The sequence below is a fragment of the Streptomyces sp. SGAir0957 genome, assembly GCF_043523415.1.
Genome location: NZ_CP027293.1, coordinates 1,648,366 through 1,672,763, shown reverse-complemented (window position 1 = coordinate 1,672,763; position 24,398 = coordinate 1,648,366). Strand labels below are relative to the sequence as shown.

Here is a 24,398-nt window from a genome sequence, read left to right as displayed (position 1 = left end):
CGGTCACGGGGGCTCTGACCAGTTTGGGATAATCAGGGCATGATCGAAGCGCGGCGGCTGCACATCCTGCGAGCGGTGGCCGACCACCGCACGGTGACGGCGGCTGCCGCCGCGCTGTACCTCACCCCGTCAGCCGTCTCCCAGCAGCTCACCGCCCTCGAACAGGAGACGGGGCACAAGCTGGTCGAGCGCGGCGCGCGCGGCGTCCGGCTCACCTCCGCGGGCGAGATCCTGCTCACGCACACCAACGCGGTCCTCGCCCAGCTGGAGCGCGCCGAGGCGGAGCTGGCCGCCTACAGCGCGGGGGAGGCGGGCACGGTGACGCTCGCCTCCTTCGCGACGGGGATCGGCCTGGTCGTCGGCCCGGCCCTGGCCCGCCTCGCGCACTCCGCGCCCGGCATCCGCGTCCGCGTCCAGGACGCCGAAGGCGACGCGAGCCTGCCGATGCTGCTCGACCGCCGGATCGATGTGGCGGTCGCCGTCGAGTACCGGGGCGCCCCCGGAGCCGACGACGACCGGATCACGCGGGTGCCCCTGTACGCGGAGCCCTTCGACGCGGTGCTCCCGGTCGCCCACCGCCTCGCCGACCCCGACCGCGTCCCGCTCGTCCCGGTCGCCGAACTGGCGAAGGACACCTGGATCGGCCCCTACCCCGGCAACCCCTGCCACGACGTGGTCGTCCTGGCCTGCGAACACGCCGGATTCTCCCCGCAGTTCGAGCACTCGTCCGACGACTTCCGCGCGGTCGTCGCCCTCGCTTCGGCGGGCGCGGGCGTGGCCCTCGTCCCGCGCTCGGCGCTGGTCGGCATGGACCTCAGTGAGGTGGTCGTCCGCCCGATCGAGGGGGTGGCGCCCACGCGGAAGGTGTTCGCGGCGGTGCGGCACGGGGCGGAGGCGCATCCGCTGATCAGGCCGGTGCTGGGGGCGCTGGGGGAGGCGGCGGGGGGCTGAGGGGAGGCGGCGGGGGCTGAGAGGACGGAGTGACCTGTGGGCGTTCGGTCCGTCAGATGCCCGCCGGGCGTGGTCGAGTCGGGTCTTCCTCATGGTCAACGTTTCATATCTGGGATACCGTGCCGAATGTGAGACGTGAGAGAGCGGTGATCTCGGATGGCGCATCTTCCCCTCCGTCCGGACTGGAGGAGGCGGACCCCGTCGACACACGGCTTGGCGCCCGCCTCGCCGAACTCCGGGCCGAACACGGCTGGTCGCTCGGCGAGTTGGCGGACCGCAGCGGGGTGAGCCGCTCCACCCTGTCCCGCGCCGAACGCGCCGAGATCAGCCCGACCGCCGCCCTCCTCAACCGCCTCTGCGCCGTGTACGGCCGCACCATGTCGCAGTTGCTCAGCGAGGTCGAATCGGCCCCCGCGCAGGTGATCCGCGCCGCCGAGCAGCCCGTGTGGCGTGACGACGCGAGCGGCTTCGTCCGCCGCTCGGTCTCCCCGCCGCTGGCCGGCCTGCGCGCGGAACTGGTCGAAGGCCATCTGGAGCCGTACGCCGACATCGCCTACGACCGCCCGCCCGTCCCCGGCCTGGAACAACACGTATGGGTCCTGGACGGCCGCCTCGACCTGACGGTGCAGGGCACGACGCACACCCTCACCACGGGGGACTGCCTGCGCTTCCGGGTGTGGGGCCCGACACACTTCCACTGCCCGGGGCCGGAAGGCGTGCGGTACGGACTGGTGGTGGTGCGCCCATGACCGCGACGCCGCCCACCCCGCCTGTCCCGCCCGCTCCGTCTGGCCCGCCCGCTCCGTCTGGCCCGCCCACTCCGTCTGGCCCGCCCACTCCGCCCGCTCCGTCTGACCCGCCCGCTCCGCCCGCTCCGTCCGGCCCGGAGATCGTCCGGCTGGAGGCCGCCCGGTTCGCGTCGTACGCGGAGGACCTGGGCGCACTGCTGGCCGACACGGTGAACGGAGGCAGCTCCCTCGGCTTCTTCGGCGGACTGACCCCGAGCGCGGCCACCGCCTGGTGGCGCGACCGCACGCCCGCCGTCGAGCGAGGCGACCTGACGGTGTGGGCCGCCCTGGACGAGACCACGGGCCGCTGCGTCGGCACGATCTCCCTCGCCCGCAGCGACAAGGCCACCGGCCGCCACCGGGCCGAGATCACCAAGCTCATGGTGCACGACTCGGCGCGCGGCAGAGGACTGGCCCGCGCACTCCTCGCCGCCGTGGAGGAGACGGCCGCCGAGGAGGACATCTTCCTGCTCGTCCTCGACACGGAGACGGGCAGCCCGGCCGAGGCGCTCTACCGCGGGGCGGGCTGGACACAGGCGGGCGTCATCCCCGACTACGCGGCCGACCCGGCGGGGACGCTGCGCCCGACCACGGTCTTCTACAAGCACCCAAGACAGCCGATCCAGCCCGATACGGCTGGTCGAACGGCTGGTCGAACGGCGGGTCGGCGGGATGGGCGGGCCGGGACCGGGTGAGGATCCGGGCGGGCGTGGAACCCGTGTGTACGGGAAACGTACGCGTCATCGGCGAACGATGAGCCGTGGCAGTCACCTCTGACCCGCGCCCGTGACGGTGCCCCGCAACCAACGACCCGCATCAGTGATCAGTGAGCAGGAGCCGCCCTATGACCGACCCCGCGTACACGACCAGCGCACTGAGCACCGGCGACGGCGCGACCGTGGCCACGTACACCTGGCTGCCCGAGGGGGCCAGGCCGCGCGCGTTCGTGCAGATCGCGCACGGCGCCGCAGAGCACGGCCTGCGCTACGACCGTTTCGCCCGCTTTCTGACCGCGCACGGCTACGGCGTCATCGCCTCCGACCACCGCGGCCACGGCGCCACGGCGGCCAGCACGGGCGGTTTCGGCGTGACGGACGACGCCGAACCCGGCACGGTCGACGCGTGGGTCGCGATCGTCGAGGACCTCAAGGCCATCGGCGACCAGGTGCGAGCCCTCAACCCGGACGTCCCCTTCGTCCTGCTCGGCCACAGCCTCGGCTCGCTCCTCGCCCGCGAGTACGCGCAGCGGCACGCGGATGACCTGGTCGGCCTGATCCTCTCCGGCACCTTCCGCTCGCTGCCCGGCGCGGACAACGAGGGCTCGATCGCGGCTTTGGAGGAGGAAGTCGCCCGCGCGGGCCGCGCCGCCCCCTCCTCCTACGTCACCGACCTCTTCGCCTCCTTCAACGACCCGTACCCGCAGCGCACCGGCTTCGAATGGCTGTCGCGGGACGAGGCCGAGGTCGACGCGTACGTGGCCGACGAGCGCTGCGGCTTCCCGTTCGCCACGGGCCTCACCCTCGACTGGGTCCGCGCCGTCCGCCGCATCAACGACCCGGCGAACCTGGCCCGCATCCCCGCCGACCTCCCCATCCACGTGGCGGTGGGCACCGAGGACCCCTGCAACCAGCGCATGACCCTCGTCCACGAACTCCTGGAGGACTTCCGCTACGCCGGCGTCACGGACCTGACCTGGCGCGGCTACGAGGGCGCCCGCCACGAGATCCTGAACGAGACGAACCGGGACGAGGTCCAGGCGGATCTGCTGGGGTGGCTGGACAAGCGGGTGCTGTGAGGGTTGCGGCCAGGCACCCGGCCCGGCCCGGGTGCCTACCGGCTGGCCGCTGCCGCTGCTGATGTAGGTGCTGGTGCGGGCGCTGATGTCAGTGGCCTTGGCTACGGTGCTTTCCATGCCGGACGCCGAGGATGTACGCACCATTGCCCTGTCCCTGCCGGAGACGACGGAGAAGATCGCCTGGTCGATGCCGACCTTCCGGGTAGCGGGGAAGATGTTCATCACGCTGCCCGAGGAGGAGACGTCGATCGCCGTGCGCTGCCCGAAGGCGGAGCGCGACGAGCTGGTCCTGGCGGAGCCGGACAAATTCTGGGTCGCGGAGCACGAGGCGTACTCCGCCTGGGTCCGCGCCCGGCTGGCCGCCCTCGACGACACGGACGAGCTACGAGCCATCCTCACCGACTCCTGGCGCCAGGCGGCCCCGCCCCGACTCCTCGACGCGCACCCGGAGTTGGGCGTGCCGCCCATGGACTGAAACTCCGTAGGGGCGAAGCGGGTGTGCATGACATGATCCGCCCCGAGCGGCGGACACCGCGTGGACGAGGGTGACCGGGGCCGCGAGCGGAGCAGGGGCGGAGGGGCATGGCCGGGGCGGACGCGAGAGACGGCGAGCCGGCAGGGGAGGGCGAGGCGCGGGAACCCGCGGACACCCGGGCCGCGCGAAACCGGTGCGGCCCCGAAGACACCGAGGCCCCGCCCCTCGCGAGAAACCCGAACCCGGCCGTCAACCACACCACCCCACCACTCCGCTCCCGAGGCATGTGGTCACGAGACTTCGGCCTGTTCTTCACGGCGCGGGCCGTGGCCAAACTGGGCGACACGATGCTGCCGGTGGCGCTGGCCGCAGGTCTGTTGCAGTACGGGTACGGCGCGGGCGCGGTCGGCTTGGCGATGGCGGCGTCCGTGGCCTGCTTCGCCGGGCTCGTCGTGTTCGGCGGCGTCTTCGCGGACCGCTTCAGCACGCGTTGGCTGATGATCGGCGCCGACGCGACCCGCCTGGTCACCCAGTCCCTGGCCGCGGCGATGTTCTTCACGGGCCACGTGGTGCTGTGGCAGATATGCGTCATAGGCGCCCTGAACGGCGCGGCCTCGGCACTCTTCCAGCCCGGCGTCGCCAGCACGGTGCCCCGCTTGGCGAACGACGTACAGGCGGCGAACGGAGCGATCCGCGTCGCGGAGTCCGGCTCCCAGCTGGCGGGCCCCGCGGTGGCGGGCCTCCTCGTGGCGTTCGCGTCCCCGGGTCTGGTCTTCGCGGCGCACGCGGCCACGTACGCCTTGAGCGCACTCTGCCTGCTCCTCCTGCGCCTGCCGCAGCCGCCCCCCGACGACGCCTCGGCGCCCCGCGCGGGCTTCCGCGCGGACCTGACCCAGGGCTGGCAGGAGTTCCGTTCGCGGCCATGGCTGTGGGGCGTGATCGCGGTGTGGTGCGTCCTGATGATCGGCGCGTCGGGCCCGGCGGTCCCGCTGGTGGCCACGCAGGTCACGCAGGAGTACGGGCCGCGCGCGTACGGCCTGGTCAACTCGGCACTGGGCGCCGGCACCGTGGTCGGCGGCCTCATCGCGCTGCGCCTGCGCCCCCGCCACATGCTCCGCGCCGGCTCCGTGGCGCTGTTCGGCTTCGCCCTGTTCCCGGCATCGGTCGGCGCGGGCCTCGGCGTGCCGGGAATGATGGCGGGGTGCGCGGTGGCGGGCGCGGGGATGTCGTTCTGGGGCGTGATGTGGGCCACCAGCGTCCAGACCCAGGTCCCCCACGACGTCCTCAACCGCATTCACGCCTACGACGTAGCGGGCTCCCTGGCGATGGCCCCGGTGGGCCAGGCACTCGCGGGCCCGGCGGCGAACACGTTCGGCACCCATCAGGTCCTGCTCACCGGCGGCATAGTGACGGCGGCCTGCGCGACAGCCCTCCTGACGATCCCCCCGATCAGAAACCTCCTCCGAGCGGACACCCGTCCCCTGCACACCTCCCTCCCCACCCCGGCCCCGGCCCCGGCACGCCCGGCGGGTCCGGGGGCCCGCTGACCGGCCCGGCTACCTGCCAGCGCGGGCTCACCCCCAGGGATGCACGACCACAGCCCCGAGTGCGGTATGGTTTCTGTGCACGTTCGGCCAGGGGGAAAGCCCAGGTCAGCGGGTATCGGGACGTGGCGCAGCTTGGTAGCGCACTTGACTGGGGGTCAAGGGGTCGCAGGTTCAAATCCTGTCGTCCCGACTAGTTCGAACGATCGAACGTCGCAGGTGAAGGGCCGTTTTCGAACGGCCCTTTTTCTGTTCCTCCCACGCTCCCAGTGGGAGTGCGGCGAGTGGGAGCGGGCTCTCTCCGTCCCCTTGTCTGTTTGCTCCCACTCGGGCCGATGCGCACATATTCGATTCCTTGCGCGCGTGTTCACATCCGTGCCCGGTTTGTGACCTGTGGCTCCCCGTCATCTGGGTGGGGTTTCGGTTATGCGCTGACGCTCTTGCTGCTGGTAGGGGTTGCTCCCAGTGGGAGTGGGGTCGGGAGCAGTGACAGCATGACTGGGATCCGGGTTATGGGGGCGTGCGAAGTTTTGACCGCAGTTCCGATTTCGGGTGGGTGGTATGCCGGTTCTCGGGAGCGGTTGCTGTGCGATGTGGGGAGGTGCTTAACGCGACCAGGAGTGATTCGGCGTGCTGACGCCCTGCGCGTCGAGAGTGAGATGGTACCTGCGAAGCCGCTTTACGACCCGATCGAATGGCAGTGGGGCCTGTACGTGCCCCTAATCGTGTCCATACAGGTAGATGCTCGATCTGTGGTGAGTTGAGCGGTTGCGGCACAATCCGCAGAGGTGCGGCGGCCTGAAGTGTGCGGTGGGTGCGGTGATGGTCATAATGCTGTTCGTACTCGCGGAGCGCTCGCCCCAGGTGGGCCACGTTCCAGAGCAGGGAGCGGTCGAGGAGTTCACGACGCAGGCTGCGAACCCGGCGTTCCATGATGGAGTTCACGCGTTGCGTGCGGACGGCGGTGAGCACAGTAAGGATCCTGGCTGGAGAGAGGATCTCGTCGATGACGGCGGGGTATGTCGCGTCGCGGACGTGCCTGGGGATGGAGTACGCGGCGCTCGAGTTCTGGCGCACGGTCCGTACGCGGGCCGAGAGTAACGAGTTCTCGTCCGGCGAGGCCAAGCAGTGACGCCCGGGCAGTGACGGGGGAGCGTGGGACGCGAAGTTGTAGCGCGGCGACCCAACAAGTCCTCGGTGATTGCACTTGCGCCAAAGAATCAGGTTCGCTGCCGCCTGGGACGCAGACCGGCGCCACTGCTGGCTCAGATAGCCCAGCGAACGGGACCTTGCGAATCGGGCTGAGTCCAGAAGACCGAGCAGCATCTCGAGGGCGTCGTCCGCTGCTTCCATGGCATGTTCCAGGACTGCCCAGTCGGTCCTTCCCAGCACCGTTGCAGGGTCCCTCATTCCGCGTCGTATCGCTCGGGCTCTGCCTCCGACCGGCGAGGCATCCGGCTGTGCTAGGTGCCCCCTGCCGGCCGTTGAGGTTGCCGACCGTGAGAGCTCGGGTCACCGAAATGAACGGCGATAGGGCCCAGTTCTCAGCAGGCCGGCCGAGCGTGCCAAAGGCGACGATGTGGCGTTACGTGTACATGCCGCCTTGCAAATTGTCGAAGAGCTCGACCCACTCGCTGTACTCGTGAGCGAAGGGGAGGGGATCCACCTCACGGATGCGGGCCATCAGTGCCTCCACCTCCTGCTGGCGGCGGGCGTCAGCGTACTCCGGGTCTTCGTCCCCGGCGTCGTAGGAGCCGATGTAGTCCAGGAACAGGGCCGTCGTCTGCATGAGGGAGGAGATGTCCTGGTGGATGGCGATGGCCTGCATGCCGCCCTCGGTGTACTGGTAGACCGTGCCTGTGCGCGGGTCGAGCGTGACCGCGTTAATCGGGAAATTGCCGATCTTGACGACGGTCTCGACGCCCTCCGGGGCCTTCCAACCCTCGGCGGCCTTGGCCGTGCAGTTCCAGACGAAGTCCGCATCGAACTCCTGGGGCAGGTAGAAGCCGATCTCGTACTCTTCGGCGCTGGGTAGTCCCACGCGGGTGAGAAAGTCCTGCGTCTCGCCGTCGAAGCCGTACTGCCGGGCCGTCGCCTCGGACAGGCGGGTGACATCCTCGACGAGGCTGATGTCTGCCAGCGTGTCATGGTCAACGTTGAAGAGCACTCGCTCGCCTCACTTGCGCTTCCTCGCGGCCTCCATGGCCGCACCGTCCGATTCCGTCATCATTCCGGCACTCAGACCGTGCTGACGATGCCATTCTTTCAGGTTGTCCTTGAAGGCTGTGTGCTCGACGTCCTTTTTGCGGTCCTGTTTGCCGTTCTCGTCGAGTGTCTGGTCATAGCTGTGCGAGTGTGTGACCTCCAGCTCCGAGCCGAAGTGCTCGCCGATCCACTTGTCACACCATGAACTGGCTGCTTGGCAGGGTTCTCGCTCGGTGTAGAGGTCGCCCACACCTGCTGGATTGCCGTCTCTGAGAATCGGATAGCCGATCGTCCGCTCGGAGTGGACGCCTTGGCTGTGCCCGACCAGGATGAACGGGTTGCCGTTGGAGTCCGTGTAGTGCACGGCCGCGTAGTTGCCGTTCGCGTAGTCGCCCTTCGCGTAGCGGGCCAGCTGGGTGGCTTCCGCGAGTGGGTGCGTCTCATCCGGATCCAGCCGCCGGGACTCGACAGCGTTGTCCTCCTCCTTGGTGTCCACCGGATAGGGATTGCTGCCCTTGTCCGTCGAGCGGTAGCGCCACACCTTGCCGTCCCCGCCGACGATGTCCGGCAGATCCGCTTCCTGGCCGGTGACCCTGGTCCGGGTGCCGTCGGCGTGCAGGCGGTCCACGTGGCCGCTGGTGTTGAGCAGGTACATCGGCACGTCCCGCTTGGGGCCGTCGGTCTTGGCGGCGTCCGTCTTGACCTGGTTGGCGCGGTCGCGGACCTCGTGGTCTTTGCCCTTGTGCAGGGCCGAGGCACCCTTCACCCGCTTGGGTATGGATTCCGCGATGTGGTCGCCGATCTTGTTCAGGGCCTTCTCGGCGCCTTTGAGCCCACCGTGCAGGACCGGGTCGAAGACGTTGGTGAAGGGGTCGCGGCCCTTGCTCCGGCCGAAGGCGCCCCGGGCCTTCGACAGGTGTGTGGAGGTCCCTTTGAGGTGCGTGCCGTGACCGGCGACCTTGTCGGCGCCGTCCTCGAACTCGATGTGGTCGATGTAGGTGCGCTTCTTCGAACCGCCCGAGCTGCCGGCGCCGTCGGCCGAGGCGAGCTGCATGCCGCCGTGGCCGCTCTTGCCGCCGCCCGTGTCGGCCGGCATATGGAACGCTCCTTCGGCCAGGTCGAGAACCATGTCCTCGACCATGGATTCGAGCTTGGCGTTGATCGGCTCGGTGATCTTGGCGATGACCTCGTCGACGATCCGGTCCACGGCCTCGTCGATGATCCGCTTCACGACCTGCCGCATCGCCGTGATCTCGGCCGCGCCGATCAGCGCGGACAGGCCGCCGGTGACCACAGCGAGCCCCATGGACACGCCCACGGACCCGGCCATGACCGCGAGTTCGATCTCGGCCTTGGTCTTCATCCCGAAGATGATGTCGGCGAGGACATCGCAGGCGTCCGCGAACAGCCGGGCCAGCTCGGGAAGTTTTTCCAGATGACTGCCCTTGACCTGGGTCCAGTGCTTCTCCATCGAATCGACGGCCCAGCCCTCGGAGGAGGACAGAATGCGCGAGAACGCCTTATGAGCGTCACCGCCGTGCCCTTCGAATTGCTCGGCGAACTCCCGCATGGCGGTTGCCATTTCGCGGTAGTCGTCCTCGTCCACGTTCGGGAAGTTGATCCCGATGAACTCCAGGACCTCGTCCAGCCAGCCCGGAATCGTGTAGCCCATCCCCCGTAGCCCCCTCTGCGCACAGACACGATGCTCGAAAATTTTAACGAGCAGTGCTGGCTGGGACGCAAGGGGTCACTGGCGGCTATGGCGTGACTGTGACATGCCGACTCCCGCTCGACGAGGTCTATACGGCCTGCAGGCAGAGCAGAGCCTCGTCCGTTCCCACGACCAGGCCACCATCGGACAGCAACGCAAGTGCGGATACGGACGCACCGGGCCGGAAGGTCCGCACCGCGGCCGTCTCCAGGAAGCGGTGTTCGACCAGCCCGTCGGACCAGCCGATAGCCAGTGCCAGGCCCACATCGGTATGGCCGACGGCCAGCGAGGTCACCGGCGCGCGACGTGCTGCCACGGCTGTCGGCAGCGGCTCGGCGTCCGTCCGCCAGGCCCGAACGCGCCCGTCCGCGCCGCCGCTGTACAGCAACGGCACGGCGGCATCGGCATGCGCATCTGGGAGGTCCACCACGGCTAGGGCAGTGACGGCGCCTTCGTGCAACGGGACGCTCCGCGGCGACCACCCCCCTTCCTCGGCGAAGAAACCGAGGACCGCCCCCTCGGTATCGCCCACGGCAATCACCGTCTCGCAGCACGCCAACGCGGTGGCCGGCACGCCCTTGAGGCGGTTGCCGACCGCGTCCAGGAGCCGTTCTTCCAACGAGGGCTCAGTGTCCAGGAGCGCGGCGATCCCGGTGGGCTTGGGCGCCGACACACCGCGCTGGACGTGCAGATGGCCATGCACGTCCAGCAACAGCGCGGTTCCATCCGGCCGCACCGCGACAGCGCGTGGCTGCGCCACCGGTTGTGGAAGACGGCCGACCGCAGTGGCATCCGCGCCCTTGAGCAGGCGCACGGTGTCCTGGTGGTCCGCGACCACGAGCGCTCCTGACAGATGCCCGCGGCCCGCGGCCAGCGCTCGAGCGGGCCCCGGCCACGGGGGAGTGAAGTCACCGCGGACACGGCTCCAGCGCACGCGCCAGGCAGCGTCACCGGCGAGAGCGGAAAGTTCCCCTTCCAGCCGGGGATCGGCGTCATCTCCGAGCGCCGCATGCAACACCAAGGCCCGGTCGGTCGGTTCCTGGTCCCGGATCAGCGACGCTCCGGCACGCAGCCAGGCCGCACGTAGGCCGCCATGCGCCTCCCCGGATCGCTCGTAGCGCGCGGTGACGGACCAGGGCTCCGCAGCAGCACAGACGGCAGCCGGGTCGCTCAGATCCACTGCTCCCACTGGGGCGGAGGCCTGCTGCGCCTGGTCGGCGGTTATCGGCTGACGCGCCTGGCTTGCAGCCCACGCGCTGTGCCGCGCCGTGTCCGTCCACTGCGGGTCGTCCAGGTTCATGACGGCCGCGGGGCGCGCCCCCAGCTGCGGTGCGGTATCGCTGCGACACTCCACGATCAGCCGAACCTGATCCAACTCCAGCAACCGCTGAACCAGTTCGGTCACCTCTTTCAAGGAGTCGGCGGCGTGCAGATCCGGCAGCACAATCAATGTGCGGCGCGCATCATCACTCAACGCCGCCACAAGTTCGCCCGGTGTACGGGCTGCGATCGACAACTGTTGCGCCAGCATCAACGACGTCGTCAGCGCTGTCTGACCAGTCAGAGGTACGAAGCCGTGAACGCGCCGGTTCACCGGCGTGCCTGGCCGCGTTCCATGTGCGATCAGCCAGGCCAGTAGTTGTGACTTACCGGTCCCCGCGCCTCCCGTGACCGTGCACAGGCGCGGTGCCTGCGGATCTGCCATCCACGACAGCAACGCAGCACCCGCCGGCTCCCGCCCGGCGGGAGGCCGCTCCCATACCGCGTCGCTCATTCGCTGCCCGCCTGCTCGGCCACATATTTCATCAGGCTCATGAGTCCCTGTTCACGACTTTGTGCATCGGTGCCGTAGTCGAATCGGTGCGTGAACTCCGCTTGTGGTAGGAGGCGTTGCATCCAGACAGCGCAGTAGTGGCCGGGCATCTTGCAAGGCTGAAGGTCGCAGTGCACGCGCAGCACCTGCGCCGGCTCAACCCCCTGAGCCGAAAGCTGTTGCCACACGACTTCCTCGGGGTGAGGACGCCCTACACCGGTGGCCTCCGACACGAGGTGCTTGTTGCCGTTGGCGTCCGTGTACTCGAACGTCGCCATAAAGCCGAAACTCGTGGTGTGGCCGATGTCCTCGACAACCCGCGGCCACCAACTCTCGCGAAACTCGAACGCGACCGGGTCGATCCGGCGAAGCTCGGCATCGAGCTCGCGGAACACGGCTGCCGCCGCGGGCATACTCGTCGACGCGGCAAGTTCCGCCCGGCGGCGGTCCAGCACCGCCAGGGAATGAGAGAAAGACTCGACGCTGGAGCTGACGTACATGTCGGGCTCTTCGTCACCGAGAAACACGGCCTGCAACGCCCCGTCGGGCCGTACGCACACATGCGCCAGCCCGTCCGTCCCCAGACGGAGCCAGTCAGCCGGGTCATTGCCCAGCCCCGAGACGCCATGATGCCCCGCGTACATGCCAAGGGTGGACCCGTCCGTCTCTGCCGCAGCAGTGAAGTACGGGGCGACATGCAGAGGCACGCCCGTGCCCGCCAGCACGCGCAGTGCGTCCTCCGGCAGGCGACCGCTGTGTGCACCGGGCACGCTGAAGCGGCGCATCCCGTCCGGACCGAAGTGAGCGACGGACGGGTCCGGGACGGACTCAGACATCGGGATACCTCTCGCGGTGGGAAACGGTCGGCATAGACCCTAACCGGGTACCGGCCGCCCCAGCGACCGCGTGGCGGGTGCCGACGTCGGGTCCCTCAGGCGAGCAACCCGCCCGCCGCCAGTCGATCGCTCACTCCGCTCACGAGGCCCTTGCCTTGGTCGGCGACCCGAGCCAGGAGCGTCTCCATGGCGCCGAGACGGCGGAAGGTCTCGGCATAGGTCATTTGCTTCTCCAGGGGCAGCTGAAGCACCTGAAGGCGCCGAATGTCGACCCGGGACGAGCTGGATGCGTGGGTGCCTGCCTGACGTCCGTTCGCGGGCGCGCACAGGCAGCCGGCGAGAAAGTCGGCGTGAGACTTCTCGGGATCCACCCGGAGAGCGTAGAGCTGAGGACCCAGGGCCATCGGTGGCCCTGTGTGGACCCACGCCTTGAAGGCCCGCACGACACCCGCGACCACGACGTCTCCGTCCTCGACGACGGCCTGTGCCGCTTCGCGGGGGATCAGTCCGCTGGGGGCACCGTCCGCCAGCAGGTCGGGGATGGAGAGCAGGGGGACTGCGTCGGCGCCGGGCGCGGTGGCGGTGTCCGGCGGCTGCTGGCCGGCGCGCAACGTCAGGACACCCGCTTTGACGAGGTCGCCGACCGTGGTCGTAGGGTGCGGTTCCTCCGCTTCGAAGGACAGCTTGGAGAGGTACCGCAAGTGCCTTTCGAGGTCTGTCAGAGAGGCCGACATCTCGACGCCGACGGCGGCGAGTTCCGTGCCGGAGGGCTCCGCACCAGTGGCAACGTGGCGCCCAGGCGTGACATCCACCTCGTCGTCCAACAGGTCGAGCAGCGGGACGCGTACGGCGCTCTCCGGTAGGTCGTCGTCCGGGCGGTCGAGAAGCTCCACGGCGGACATGACGAACGAGCCGAGGGCATCCCAATCGGGTCCTGGCTCGCGTGCGCCGGGCCGGGCGAAGCGCGTGGCGTCCACCAGGAGCGCGTCCTGGATCGGGGGAGCGGACGTGGCGGAAGCCGGAGCCGCCCGCAGGACCCACAGCTGGAGGGACACGCTGTGCGGCTGTGCGCTGCCGGGCGGGAGGGCGACGACCGCTCGCAGCACCCCGGTCCGCAGCAGGGAGCCGCGAATGCGCCGACCGGCTTTGCGTGAGGCGACGGCGGGCGGGAGCACGACGACGGCCGTGCCCCCCGGGCCGAGGTGGGACAGCACGTGCTGCACCCAGGCCAGCTCCGGCTCCGTCCTCGGCGGAAGTCCGTGTGTCCAGCGCTGGTCGGTGGCGAGTTCCTCGTAGCCCCAGTCGCGCTCGTTGAACGGTGGGTTGCACAGGGCGATGTCGGCACGTCGCCCGGCGAACGGGTTGTCGCGCAGCGCGTCGGCCGTGGCCGTCTCCGTACGGATGTCCCGTCGCTCGGTCACGAAGCCCAGGCGGGCAGCGGCGAGGGCGGCGAGTGCCGGGTCCCGTTCGCACCCCAGCAGGGTCAGGCCCGCCCCTTCGTACTCCTCAGCCGCTGCCGCCTGCAGGTGTCCCGTGCCGCAGGCGGGGTCGAGGACCATGAGGCCGCTGTCGTCCTCACCGAGCCGGAGGGTGAGGGCGATCCGGGCCATCAGCGAGGCCAGCGGGGGTGGCGTGGTGCTGAGCTGCCGCACATGGGTCTCTAGCCAGCGTTGCAGGAGGAACTCGAAGGTCGGGCGAGGGCCTTCGGCGCGCCCCAGCCGTGCCGCTTCACGTGCCAGCTCCACTGCCTCGGAGGAGAGGTCGAAGGCCGACCTCTTGGCGCGGGGAGCGCGCATCAGGCGGGCCGCCTCGGCGACGGCCAGGCCCGACTCCTCCCGGCTGCCCAGTGCCTCGATGCGCGGCCAGAGCAGTTCTAGGCCGCAGACGTCCTTGAGCTTGCCGTTCTCCCTGAGCCATCGCTCGACATCGGACAGGGAGAACTGGGGGCTGACGTCGGTGCCCCCGATGCGGGTGGGGAACGAGTCGTGGCGGCGGCGCCAGTTGCTCACCGCCGCGCGCCCCACGCCCGCGATCCTGGCGATCTCGGCGAGGCTGACGGGTACGGCGTTGGGTGTGCTCATCGAACGGCCTCCGAGGTGCTCGGCCGGCCGAGTTCTCGGCGTCCCAGCGGCCTGCTCCCCGAAAGGCTACTACGCTCTTTGACTGAGTTCACAGGAAGAGTGTGCGCCGACTGTGTGGGGATTGTGGAGGGCAGGGGAAATGCTGGAATTCGCGTCGGGCGTGGTGCTGCGCGATCGATACCAGCTTCGGTCGGTGCTGGGCCGAGGTGTGATGGGGCAGGTGTGGCAGGGATGTGACCTGGATCTGGACCGGCCCGTGGCAGTGAAGACGGTCGCCGCGGAGCTGCTGGCCGTCCCGCAGAGCCGCAAGGAGGCGCTGGCGCGTTTCCAGCGGGAGGCGCGGGCCGCCGCACGCCTCGACCATCCCAACATCACCACGGTCTTCGACGCGTCGATCACGGACGACACCTGCTGCCTGGTCATGGAACTCATCGAGGGCGCCACGCTGGAGCATCTCTTCGATCAGCAGGAGGGTGAGCGGTTCGACGTACCCACGGCGGCAGCCGTCGCCGCGCAGCTGTGTGCCGGGCTGTCCACGGTCCACGCGGCGGGCCTCGTGCACCGCGATCTGAAGACGCAGAACGTCATGGTGCGGCGGGACGGCATCGTCAAGATCCTCGACTTCGGACTGGTGAAGCTGCTGAGCGACACCGACCCGCGCCTCACGATGACGGGCGAGAGCATCGGCAACATCCTTTGCGCGTCGCCCGAACTGCTCGCGGCCCGCGATCCGCTCGACGGACGCAGTGACCTCTACGCCGTGGGCTGCCTGCTGCACCACATGCTCACGGGCAGCGCTCCCTTCGCCACCGACCAACCCGCGCTCCTGGCCTCGTACCACCTGGGCGCGACCCCGCCCCTCGTCTCCGACACGGGCGTCCGCGTTCCCCGTGGTCTCCAGGACCTGCTGACCGCCCTGCTCGCGAAGCGCCCGGAGGACCGGCCCGCCTCCGCCGCCGAGGTGTACGCGGCGCTCGCCCCCTACCTTCCCGCTCCGGCGCCCGAGACGGCCGTCCGCCGGTCCCTGGCCGAGGATCCCCGCAGGCCCTTCGTCGTGCCGCAGGGGCCGAAACCCGTGTGAACAGTGAGAGGATGATCGCGTCGGCCGGAGGCGTTGCGCCACTCCCGGCCGCAGGGGTGGTGACGGGCGCCGCGGGCGCCGGGACTTGGGGGCGGGCGCGATGCGACGAAGCCTTGGACGGTACGAGTTAACGCGTGAGTTGGGCCGGGGCGGTATGGGGGTCGTCTGGGCGGCGTACGACCGTGACCAGGGCAGAGATGTGGCAGTCAAGCTGCTCCCGCCCCGTGGCCTCGCAGCCGAACTCGGCACGCTGGAGCGCCGGTTCCTGCGGGAGGCGCGTCTCACCAGCCGCCTGAAGCACCCCGGTATCCCCACCGTCCACGATCACGGCAGTCATGAGGGCGACCTGTACCTCGTCATGGACCTCGTGCCGGGACGTGCGCTGGACGCCGTCCTCGCGAGTGACGGCCCCCTGCCCGTCGAGCGTGCGGCGGACGTCACGTGGCGCGTAGCCGATGTACTGGCCTACGCCCATGGCGAGGGCGTGGTGCACCGTGACCTCAAGCCGTCCAACTTGATGATCACGCCGGACGGTGAGGTGAAGGTCCTCGACTTCGGTGTCGCCGCCGCCCTGGAACCTCGGCCCGGCGAGACCCGCTTCACCGCAGCCAACGCGACCCCCGGAACCGTCGTCTACATGGCTCCCGAGCAGGCGGTCGGCAAGACCGTGCCCGCGAGCGACCTCTACTCACTCGGCTGCGTCCTGTACGAACTGCTCGCCGGGACACCGCCGTTCACCGACGCGAGCCCCTTCATGCTGTATCACCGGCACGCGAGCGAGCCGGTGCCCCCGCTCACCGAGCGCCGCCCCGAAGTCCCGGACGGCCTGCGCGAGCTCGTAGAGGCGCTGCTGGAGAAGAGACCGGAGGACCGGCCGGCGTCCGCGGAAGAGGTGGCCGCACTGCTCGCGGCCTGGTCCCCGACGCGGACGCAGGTGCGGTCACCGTCCGGCACGAGCGTCCCGACGGCTTTCGCGCACCCGCGCCTCGCGGAGATGGCCGCTTTGCTTCGGGCGGGGCATCCGGCCCAAGCCCTGCGGGAGTACGAGGAGTTCATTGCGGCCCCGGGCCTCGGCCGCGCCGATCGCCTCGCCGCCCGGGTCGGTGCCGCCCTGTGCACCGGCGCACTCGGCCGTAGCCGCGAGGCGCTGGAAGAGCTGAGATCGGTCCTGGCCGAACAGCGCAGCCTGCTCGAACCGGATGACCCCTCTGTGCTGGACACGCGGTACGAGATCGCTGTCCTCCTGGTCCGCACAGGTCAACGGTACCCCGCAGCCGAGCTGTTGCGGCGCCTGGCCGACGACGAGGAAGGGAACCGGCCGGTGAACGACGTCCGGCGCGGACGCAGTCGTTCCCTGCTTGAGCGGCTCAACCGCATGACTTGAGTGGTCGTCAAATCCGTCACCACAAATGGCTTGTGAGCTCTGTTCACAGTCCCAGCTGCGATGTTAATCTCCGTTGGCGTCGTACCGGTGGGGAGACAGGCGACTGTCTACGGGCGGCAGCGGAGTCATCGAGGGGGACAACGCCCATGACGTCAGCAGTTCAGCGCCAGACCGAGTGGGCGAGGGCGGAACGACTCCCCGAGGAGGGCAACCTCGTCGAGGTGCGCGGCCAGTCCTGGGTCGTCGCCCGCGTCGAGCCGTCCCCGGCCGCCGACGGTGACGAGGGGCGCGGACGTGCCACCCTCATCCACCTCCAGTCCGTCGCCGACGGCCGCTTCGGCGACACCCTCTCCGTCATCTGGGAGGTCGAGCCCGGCCGCCGCGTGCTGCCCGCGGGCTCGCTCCCCGACGCCTCGTCCGGCCAGTACGACTCACCGAACCGCCTTGCGGCGTTCCTCGACGCCGTTCGCTGGTCCGCCGTGGCGTCGGCCGACGGCAAGACGCTCCAGGCGCCGTTCCGCTCAGGCGTCGCCGTCGAGCCGTACCAGCTGGAACCGGTCTCGCGCGCCGTCGGCGCCCCCCGCGTCAACCTCCTTCTCGCCGACGACGTGGGCCTCGGCAAGACCATCGAGGCCGGTCTCGTCGTCCAGGAGCTGATGCTGCGCGGCCGGGCCCGGCGCACCATGGTCGTCTGCCCGGCCGGCCTCACGCTCAAGTGGCGTGACGAAATGGCCGAGAAGTTCGGCCTGGAGTTCACCATCGTCGACTCCGAGCACTGCGCCCGCCTGCGCCGCACCCACGGCACGGCCGCCAACCCCTTCCGCGTCCACCCGCTCACCATCGTCTCCCTGCCCTGGCTGCGTGGCCAGAAGGCCCAGCGCCTCCTCGACGAGGTCATCGGTTCCCCCGAGGAGAGCTCCGACGGTGAGCACAAGCGCTTCTTCGACCTGCTCGTCCTCGACGAGGCCCATCACGTCGCGCCCGCCGCGCCCAAGCAGGTCTACGCCGTCGACTCCCAGCAGACCAAGCTGCTCCGGCGCCTCGTCCCGCACTTCGAGCACCGGCTCTTCCTCTCCGCCACCCCGCACAACGGCTATCCCGAGTCGTACACGGCCCTCCTCGAACTCATCGACGACCAGCGCTTCGCCCGCGGCGTCGACCCCGACAAGGAAGCGCTCAGGGACACCGTCGTACGGCGCCTGAAGTCCACCGTCACCAACGCCGACGGCACACCGCGCTTCCGTACCCGCAGGACCCTCGAACTCCCCGTGAAATACACGCCGCAGGAGCGCGAGATCCACCAGCTGCTCGGGTCGTTCGCGGAACAGCGCCGCCAGAAACTCACGCCGAAGGCCCGTGGCGGCCGCCGTGCCGCCGACCTGGTCACCCTGCTCCTGAAGAAACGACTCTTCTCCTCCCCGGCGGCCTTCCTCCACACCGTCCAGGTCTACCTCTCCCACCTGGAGGACACCGGACCGGGCCGTGGCGGACGCTCGGCCGCCGCCGAGGTCCCCGAGTGGCTGGAGGAGTTCGCCGACCTGGTCGCCGACCTCGACGACACCGGCTTGGTCGACGCGGAGGACGATGCCCTCACCCGCTCCACCTCCCTCACCCCCGCCGAGGACGGCCGGGAACTCGACCTGCTTCAGGAGATGGAGCGCTGGGCCCTCACCCATGAGGCCGCCCCCGACTCCAAGGCCGAGGCCTTCATCCGCGCACTCAAGGCCGTATGCCGCCCCGACGGCAAGAAGTGGACGGACGAGCGGGTCGTCGTCTTCACCGAGTACCGCGACACCCAGGAATGGCTCCATGACCTCCTCCAACAGGAGAAGCTGACCGACGGAGGCCGCGTCGAGCGCCTGCACGGCGGCCTGCCCACCGAGGAGCGCGAGCGCATCCGCCTCGGCTTCCAGGCGGACCCCTCCCTCCCCGAGGGCAAGGTCCGCATCCTGCTCGCGACCGACGCCGCCGGCGAGGGCATCGACCTCCAGAACCACTGCCACTGCCTGATCAACTACGACATACCCTTCAACCCCAACAAGCTCGAGCAGCGAATAGGCCGCATCGACCGCTGGGGCCAGAAGCGGGACCCGGAGATAACCCACTTCATCGGCTCCGGATGGCAGGAGGCGCAGGCGGGCTCCTACGAGGCCGACCTCGAGTTCCTCTCCCGCGTGGCCAAGAAGGTCGCGCGCATGGAGCACGACCTCGGCTCCGTCAACGCCGTCCTCGCCGACGCCGTACAGCGCCGCATGACGGGTGACACGGCGCCCGTCGACATCGAGAACGCCAAGCCCCGACCCATCAAGGGCCGCCGCACCGGCGGCGAGGTCGCCCCCGAACAGAACGTCACCGCGCAGACCAGAAGACTCGCCGACCAGTACGAGGACACGGTCGCCGCCCTTGGTCTGACACCTGCGAACGTCAAGCGCGTCGTCGACACGGCCCTGGATCTCGACCACCAGCCCGCCCTCCTGCCCGCGCACGCCGAGGGCTTCGAGCCGGGCGACCTGTTCGACGTACAGCCCCTCTCCGGAAGCTGGGAACGAGCGACGCGCGGCCTCGCCCACAAGCTCCGCGAGGGTGAGCAGCGCCCGCTCACCTTCTCCCCGGCGGTCGCCGCCCACGGCCGTGACGACGTGGTCCTCGCGCACCTCAAGCACCCGCTCGTCGCGCTCTCGACGCGCCTGCTCACCGCCGCCGTCTGGAACGCGGACTCGGTCGGCCTGCACCGCGTCACCGCTGTCGTCTCCGACGACCCGGCGCTCACCACCACCCTGGTCTCCGCCTACGCCCGTTACGTCCTCGTCGGCACCGACGGCACCCGCCTGCACGAGGAAGTCCTGTACGCGGGCGGCTGGTTCGGCGACACGGGCCGCTTCCGCCGCTGGGAGTCGGTCGGCGAACAGGGCAGGGTCCTGTCCCAGGCGCTCACCGACGGCACCGAGGCCGCCCCGCACCTGCGCGGGGAACTCACCGAGGCCTGGCCGCGCCTCCGCGACCCGCTCTACCGGTCCCTCGAGGCCCGCGCCGCCGAACTCGGCCGCCAGCTGGAGAGCCGCCTCGCCGACCGCCGGGCCGAGGAGGAGCGCCGCATCACCGCCACCCTCGACCGCTTCGAGGCCACCCTGCGGACCAAGCTCAAGGAGGAGGGCGACGGCGAGGGCGAACAACTCGCCCTCCTCTCCACCCACGAGCTGACCGGTCACGAACGCCGCCAGTTCGAGGACGACCGCCGCCGCTGGCGGGAACGCCTCGAAGGCCTCCCCGCCGAGCGCGAGCGCGAACTCGCAGCCATCGCCGCCCGATACCGCGAACCCCGCTCGCACCTCTTCCCCGCCGCAGTCGTCTTCGTGATCCCCGCAAAGGAAGCCCGCCGATGAGCCCCCGCCGCCCCATGAGCCGTGGAGTAGCCGCCGCCAAGGCCCAGGCCGCCGACGGCCGCCGGCAGCACCAGGAGTGGCTGGACCTCACCGAGGTCTCCGGCCCCTTCCTGACCATGCCCGTCCTGCTGCGGGCCTGGCCCCAGCTCGACACCCTGGAGAAGGACGAGCGCGCCCGGCTGCGCGCCCGCCACGCCGACTGGCAGACGGACACCGTCGCCGGGCGCGACGAGTGGGTGGCGTACGTCCTGGGCCGCCTGCTGGGCTGGAACGACGCCCTGACGTTACGAGTAGGGGGCTCCGAGCACCACGGCCTGGACCGCCTCACTCTGCGCGTCGCCGAGCACAACACGGAGGTCCGACCCGACTTCGCGCTGGCCGACCCGGGCACCGACCTGGCAACCGAACCCAGCGTCGAGGCTGCCACCAAGCGGGTGCGGCTGCTCGGCATGACGGTCCCGGCCGGCACCGCGCCCACCGCCCGCCCGGGCGGTGGCGGCGACTGGGCGGCGGCCCCCGCCGACCGCCTGGCCCGCCTCCTGCGCCACCACGGCGTACCGCTCGGCCTCGTCACCGACGGCCGCTGGTGGTGCCTGGTATGGGCCCCGGTGGGCGGTGTCACCACGACGGCCGTCTTCGACTCCATAGGCTGGAACGAGGCGGCCGAACGCAATGTGGTCCGCGCGTTCGTCTCCCTGCTGCGCCGCCGCCGCTTCTTCGAGTACGACGAGGCCGAGACGCTGGTCGGCCTGCTCAAGGCGAGCCTCGCAGCGGGCGAGGACGTCACCGAGGCGCTGGGCGTCCAGGTCCGCCAGGCCGTCGAACTCCTCGTGGACGCCATCGGCCGGGCGGACGTACGCGCGATCGAGCACGGGGCGCCGGGCCTGCACGCGTCGGGCGTACCCGCGAGCGAGGTCTACCGCGGCGCGGTGGCGGTCATGATGCGGGTTGTCTTCCTCCTCTTCGCCGAGGAACGAGGTCTGCTCCCGGCGGACAACGAGATCTACGCCCGATCGTACTCGGCCCGTTTCCTGCGCGACGAACTGAAGGCACGGGCGGACGAGGAGGGCGAGACGTCACTGGAGCACACGACGTCGGCATGGCACCGCCTCATAGCCCTCTTCCACGCCGTGCACGGGGGAGTGGACCACTCGGGCTCGGGCTTCCACCTCCCGGCGTACGACGGCTCGATCTTCGACCCGGAGAAGTACCCGTGGCTGGAGCGCACGACCCCGCTCCTGCCGATCGACGACCGCACGGTCCTGCACATGCTCCAGGCGGTGCAGGAGGTCCGCGTCGGCAAGGGCAAGGACCGCGAGGTCCGCACGCTCAGCTTTCGCGCGCTGGACGTCGAGCAGATCGGTTACGTGTACGAGGGCCTGCTCTCCTTCGACGGACGCCGGGCGACCGAGCACATGGTGGGGCTGATCGGCCCCGAGGGCCTGGAACACGAGGTGCCGCTACGGGAGTTGGAGTCACTTGCGGCGAAGGCCGGCGGCTCGTTGAAGACGCTCGCGCAGTCCATCCACGAGAAGTGGAAGGACCCGAAGCCCCCGGCGACGGTGGGCCAGTTGGAGAAGAAGCTGGCCGCGTCGGGCGCGGAGGGCGCGGCGGAGGGCCGCCGCCGTCTGAACGCGGTGACGAAGGACGCTGCGCTGACGGAACGACTGCTGCCCTTCGTCGGCATCCTCCGCGATGATCTGCGAGGCCTACCGACGGTCATCCCGAACGGCGCACTGTACGTCACGGAGTCGTCCCTCAGAAAGAACACGGGCACGCACTACACGCCCCGCTTCCTGGCGGAGGAGGTCGTGCTGCACGCGCTGGAGCCGCTGGTGTACGAGCCGGGGCCGCTCCAGACGGCGGACACGGGGGAGTGGCGGCTGAAGTCCGAAGATGAAATCAAGGCGTTGAAGGTTGCGGATATCGCGATGGGCTCGGCGGCGTTCCTGGTGGCGGCGTGCCGTTACCTAGGTGACCGCCTGCTTGAGGCGAAGGCTGGCAAGTTCACGGTGGACGCTGATGCCCACCGAGTCCGGCACGCCACAGGGGCGGCCATTGCGGCGGACTCCGAGCAAGACCCGGCAGTCATCGAGGCGCGACGCGAGATCATCGAGCACTGCCTCTACGGCGTCGACATCAACCCCATGGCCGTGGAGATGGCCAAGCTGTCGCTGTGGTTGGTGTCGATGGACCCGGGCCGCCCGTTCACGTTCCTGGACGACCGGTTGGTGTGCGGCGACTCGTTGCTGGGTGTGCACAGCATGGAACAGATCCAGGGCGTCCACATGAAACCGACGCAGCAGGCCGACATCCTGGCGGAGCAGGCACGGCAGTTGGTGGACCAACTGACGCACGAACGCCTGGCGATTACCGCGATTAAGGGCGTCGACCTGATGGCTCTCAGGCGAAAGCGGGAGCGCCTTGACGAGGTCAATCGACATTCGCGGCGACTGCGGCTGGTGGGCGACCTCATCGCCGGGGCAGCGATCGCTACGGGCGCTTCAGGGCGGGTGCTCTGGTACGAGGAGGAGGGTGGGGAGCGGGTTCGGGACCTGTTCCCTCGGGCTGCGTTGATCGTGCAACGGATCATGGAGGACGGGGTCGAGGACGACTCCGAGGTGGTACGGGAGGCTCGGGCTACGGCGGAGGAGTGGCTGGGGGCCGAGCTGCCGGAGGGGGCGTTGGAGCGGCGGCCGGTGCATTGGCCGTTGGTGTTTCCGGAGGTGTTCACACTGGGGGGTGGGTTTGATGCGATTGTAGGAAATCCACCTTTTCTGGGTGGGAAGAAAATTACCGGTGCTCTGGGAGAGAACTACAGAGAGTGCATCGTGGAATTCCTCGCTTCTCGCAGGCGCGGAAGTGCTGATCTTGTGGCCTATTTTGAGCTTCGGGCGCACGAGCTGGTGAACGTATCTGGGCAGACTGGATTGATCGCTACGAATACCCTGGCCCAGGGTGATTCGCGTGAAGTCGGCCTGGACCAGATCGTTGCGTCTGGTGTAACGATCCGCAGAGCCGTGAAGAGTGCTCCTTGGCCATCCGCTTCGGCGGTCCTTGAGTACTGCGCCGTATGGACCACTAAAAGTGATATCGGGATGGATGCTTCGGTCGTGCTCGGGCGAGAAGCGGTGTTGAATGGTATCTCAACCTCTCTGAACCCGGCGACTCGAGAATCATCTTGGGCGGAAGTGCTTGATCGAAACGGTGGTCAGTCGTTCATCGGTTCTTACGTTCTAGGCATTGGGTTCACTGTCACGGAAAGTGAGGCGCGGCAGTGGATCGCGGAAGACGAGAGGTACTCTGAAGTTCTCTTTCCGTACCTCAATGGCCAGGATGTCAACGGGCACCCGGAGCACTCGGCTGAGCGCTGGGTGATCAACTTTCATGATTGGTCGGAATTGAAGGCTGCAGAGTATCCGCGGGCTTTCGCTAAGGTCGTGAATGATGTTAAGCCTGAGAGGCAGAAGCGTACAAAGAGTGGAGAGTTTGCCCTACGCAAACCACTTCCGCAGCGTTATTGGCATTATGCGGATAAACGACCCGGGATGGTGAGAGCGCTGGCGTCTCTGGACCGCTGCATCGTGATCACCATCGTCAGCAAGGCTGTTATGCCGGTTATGGTGCCGACGGGGGCTGTGTTTACGCACAGACTAAGCGTATTTGCATCGGACGATATGGCCCTTCTTGCCGTTCTTAGCAGTACGCTGCACTTCTGGTGGACTCTCGACCGCACATCGACGCTGGAGACGAGAATCAACTACAGCCCGACTGACGTCTTCGAAACGCTTTCCCTCCCTAGGCTTTCGAGTCGACTCAGGGATGCGGGGATGCGCTTGGATTCCTATCGTCGGCGTGTGATGATGGCTCGCAGTGTGGGTCTTACTGACACCTACAACCTCGTGCATGATCCTGAATGCAATAGCGAAGACATCGTCGAGTTGCGACGGATTCATGAGGAGATTGACAAAGCTGCCGTTGAGGCATACGGCTGGCATGACCTTCTGGGCGAGTCTGGACCCGTAGACCCGACTCACGAAACGGTCTCCCTTGACCACGGCTTCCATGAGACTGACCAGGGCACCCGCTACACCATCGGCCTCCTTGCCCGAACCGAGATTATCGACCGCCTACGTCAGATGAATCACCAGGCATACGCCGACGAGGTTCACCTCGGGTTGCACAAGGGCGTGACCGAGAAGAAGGCACGGGAGAAGCACCCTGACCTGCCCGCGCCATCGCCCGAAGCCATCCGGAAGCGCAAGGAGCAGCTTGCCGCGCGAGGTGGGTCGGATTTCGGTGAGGGCGCTGAGGGCGCCCTGTTCTGAGCCGTCGGCATGACAACGGGCTC

General features: G+C 69.1%; 17 protein-coding genes and 1 tRNA gene. 12 read left to right on the top strand and 6 right to left on the bottom strand.

The features are described 5' to 3' along the window. Positions 1 to 39: 39 nt before the first annotated feature. From C1N81_RS12665 to C1N81_RS12635, 7 genes are all read left to right on the top strand, one after another. On the top strand, positions 40 to 951 hold the full coding sequence (locus C1N81_RS12665; protein ID WP_394428894.1) for a LysR family transcriptional regulator: 912 nt from the start codon (positions 40 to 42) through the stop codon (positions 949 to 951). A gap of 128 nt (positions 952 to 1,079) precedes the next feature. Continuing rightward, complete coding sequence (locus C1N81_RS12660; RefSeq protein WP_394428893.1) at positions 1,080 to 1,700, top strand: helix-turn-helix domain-containing protein; 621 nt, start codon at positions 1,080 to 1,082, stop codon at positions 1,698 to 1,700. Next, the gene (locus C1N81_RS12655) at positions 1,697 to 2,434 is read left to right on the top strand and encodes a GNAT family N-acetyltransferase (RefSeq protein WP_394428892.1); all 738 of its coding nucleotides are present in this window, start codon (positions 1,697 to 1,699) and stop codon (positions 2,432 to 2,434) included. The genes C1N81_RS12660 and C1N81_RS12655 overlap by 4 nt, the downstream gene beginning before the upstream one ends. Before the next feature lie 149 nt (positions 2,435 to 2,583). Next, positions 2,584 to 3,534, top strand: a complete 951-nt coding sequence (locus C1N81_RS12650; RefSeq protein ID WP_394428891.1) for an alpha/beta fold hydrolase — start codon at positions 2,584 to 2,586, stop codon at positions 3,532 to 3,534. A 115-nt stretch (positions 3,535 to 3,649) separates the two neighbouring features. Next, complete coding sequence (locus C1N81_RS12645; protein WP_394428890.1) at positions 3,650 to 4,009, top strand: MmcQ/YjbR family DNA-binding protein; 360 nt, start codon at positions 3,650 to 3,652, stop codon at positions 4,007 to 4,009. 284 nt (positions 4,010 to 4,293) lie between these two features. Further along, complete coding sequence (locus C1N81_RS12640; RefSeq protein ID WP_394428889.1) at positions 4,294 to 5,556, top strand: MFS transporter; 1,263 nt, start codon at positions 4,294 to 4,296, stop codon at positions 5,554 to 5,556. 116 nt (positions 5,557 to 5,672) lie between these two features. Next, a tRNA-Pro gene (locus C1N81_RS12635) sits at positions 5,673 to 5,746 on the top strand. Positions 5,747 to 6,063: 317 nt separating this feature from the next. Here the strand turns inward: C1N81_RS12635 and C1N81_RS12630 are convergent. Continuing rightward, on the bottom strand, positions 6,064 to 6,525 hold the full coding sequence (locus tag C1N81_RS12630; protein WP_394428888.1) for an integrase core domain-containing protein: 462 nt from the start codon (positions 6,523 to 6,525) through the stop codon (positions 6,064 to 6,066). Between the two features lie 34 nt (positions 6,526 to 6,559). Here C1N81_RS12630 and C1N81_RS12625 point away from each other — a divergent pair, with 34 nt between their 5' ends. Next, the gene (locus C1N81_RS12625) at positions 6,560 to 6,685 is read left to right on the top strand and encodes a hypothetical protein (protein WP_394428887.1); all 126 of its coding nucleotides are present in this window, start codon (positions 6,560 to 6,562) and stop codon (positions 6,683 to 6,685) included. 453 nt (positions 6,686 to 7,138) lie between these two features. Here the strand turns inward: C1N81_RS12625 and C1N81_RS12620 are convergent, their stop codons facing one another. From C1N81_RS12620 to C1N81_RS12600, 5 genes are all read right to left on the bottom strand, one after another. Further along, positions 7,139 to 7,720, bottom strand: a complete 582-nt coding sequence (locus tag C1N81_RS12620) for an SUKH-4 family immunity protein (protein ID WP_394428886.1) — start codon at positions 7,718 to 7,720, stop codon at positions 7,139 to 7,141. A gap of 9 nt (positions 7,721 to 7,729) precedes the next feature. Continuing rightward, a complete protein-coding gene (locus tag C1N81_RS12615) occupies positions 7,730 to 9,430 on the bottom strand; it encodes a nucleic acid/nucleotide deaminase domain-containing protein (protein WP_394428885.1) in 1,701 nt (566 codons plus the stop codon). A gap of 127 nt (positions 9,431 to 9,557) precedes the next feature. Further along, complete coding sequence (locus C1N81_RS12610) at positions 9,558 to 11,174, bottom strand: hypothetical protein (protein ID WP_394428884.1); 1,617 nt, start codon at positions 11,172 to 11,174, stop codon at positions 9,558 to 9,560. Between the two features lie 65 nt (positions 11,175 to 11,239). After that, positions 11,240 to 12,118: a nucleic acid/nucleotide deaminase domain-containing protein gene (locus C1N81_RS12605; protein ID WP_394428883.1), complete on the bottom strand. Its 879-nt coding sequence runs from the start codon at positions 12,116 to 12,118 to the stop codon at positions 11,240 to 11,242. 95 nt (positions 12,119 to 12,213) lie between these two features. Continuing rightward, complete coding sequence (locus C1N81_RS12600; RefSeq protein WP_394428882.1) at positions 12,214 to 14,199, bottom strand: N-6 DNA methylase; 1,986 nt, start codon at positions 14,197 to 14,199, stop codon at positions 12,214 to 12,216. A gap of 139 nt (positions 14,200 to 14,338) precedes the next feature. Here C1N81_RS12600 and C1N81_RS12595 point away from each other — a divergent pair, with 139 nt between their 5' ends. The 4 genes from C1N81_RS12595 to C1N81_RS12580 all read left to right on the top strand — a co-directional run bounded on the left by C1N81_RS12595 (position 14,339) and on the right by C1N81_RS12580 (position 24,375). After that, positions 14,339 to 15,280 (top strand): serine/threonine-protein kinase, encoded by a 942-nt coding sequence (locus C1N81_RS12595; protein WP_394428881.1) that lies wholly within the window; start codon positions 14,339 to 14,341, stop codon positions 15,278 to 15,280. Between the two features lie 100 nt (positions 15,281 to 15,380). Beyond that, positions 15,381 to 16,664, top strand: a complete 1,284-nt coding sequence (locus C1N81_RS12590; protein WP_394428880.1) for a serine/threonine-protein kinase — start codon at positions 15,381 to 15,383, stop codon at positions 16,662 to 16,664. Between the two features lie 146 nt (positions 16,665 to 16,810). Beyond that, positions 16,811 to 20,047, top strand: coding sequence for a DISARM system SNF2-like helicase DrmD (drmD, locus tag C1N81_RS12585; RefSeq protein WP_394428879.1), 3,237 nt, complete (start codon positions 16,811 to 16,813; stop codon positions 20,045 to 20,047). Continuing rightward, positions 20,044 to 24,375: an Eco57I restriction-modification methylase domain-containing protein gene (locus tag C1N81_RS12580; RefSeq protein WP_394428878.1), complete on the top strand. Its 4,332-nt coding sequence runs from the start codon at positions 20,044 to 20,046 to the stop codon at positions 24,373 to 24,375. Before drmD ends, C1N81_RS12580 begins: the two co-directional genes overlap by 4 nt. The last annotated feature ends 23 nt before the right edge of the window (positions 24,376 to 24,398 follow it).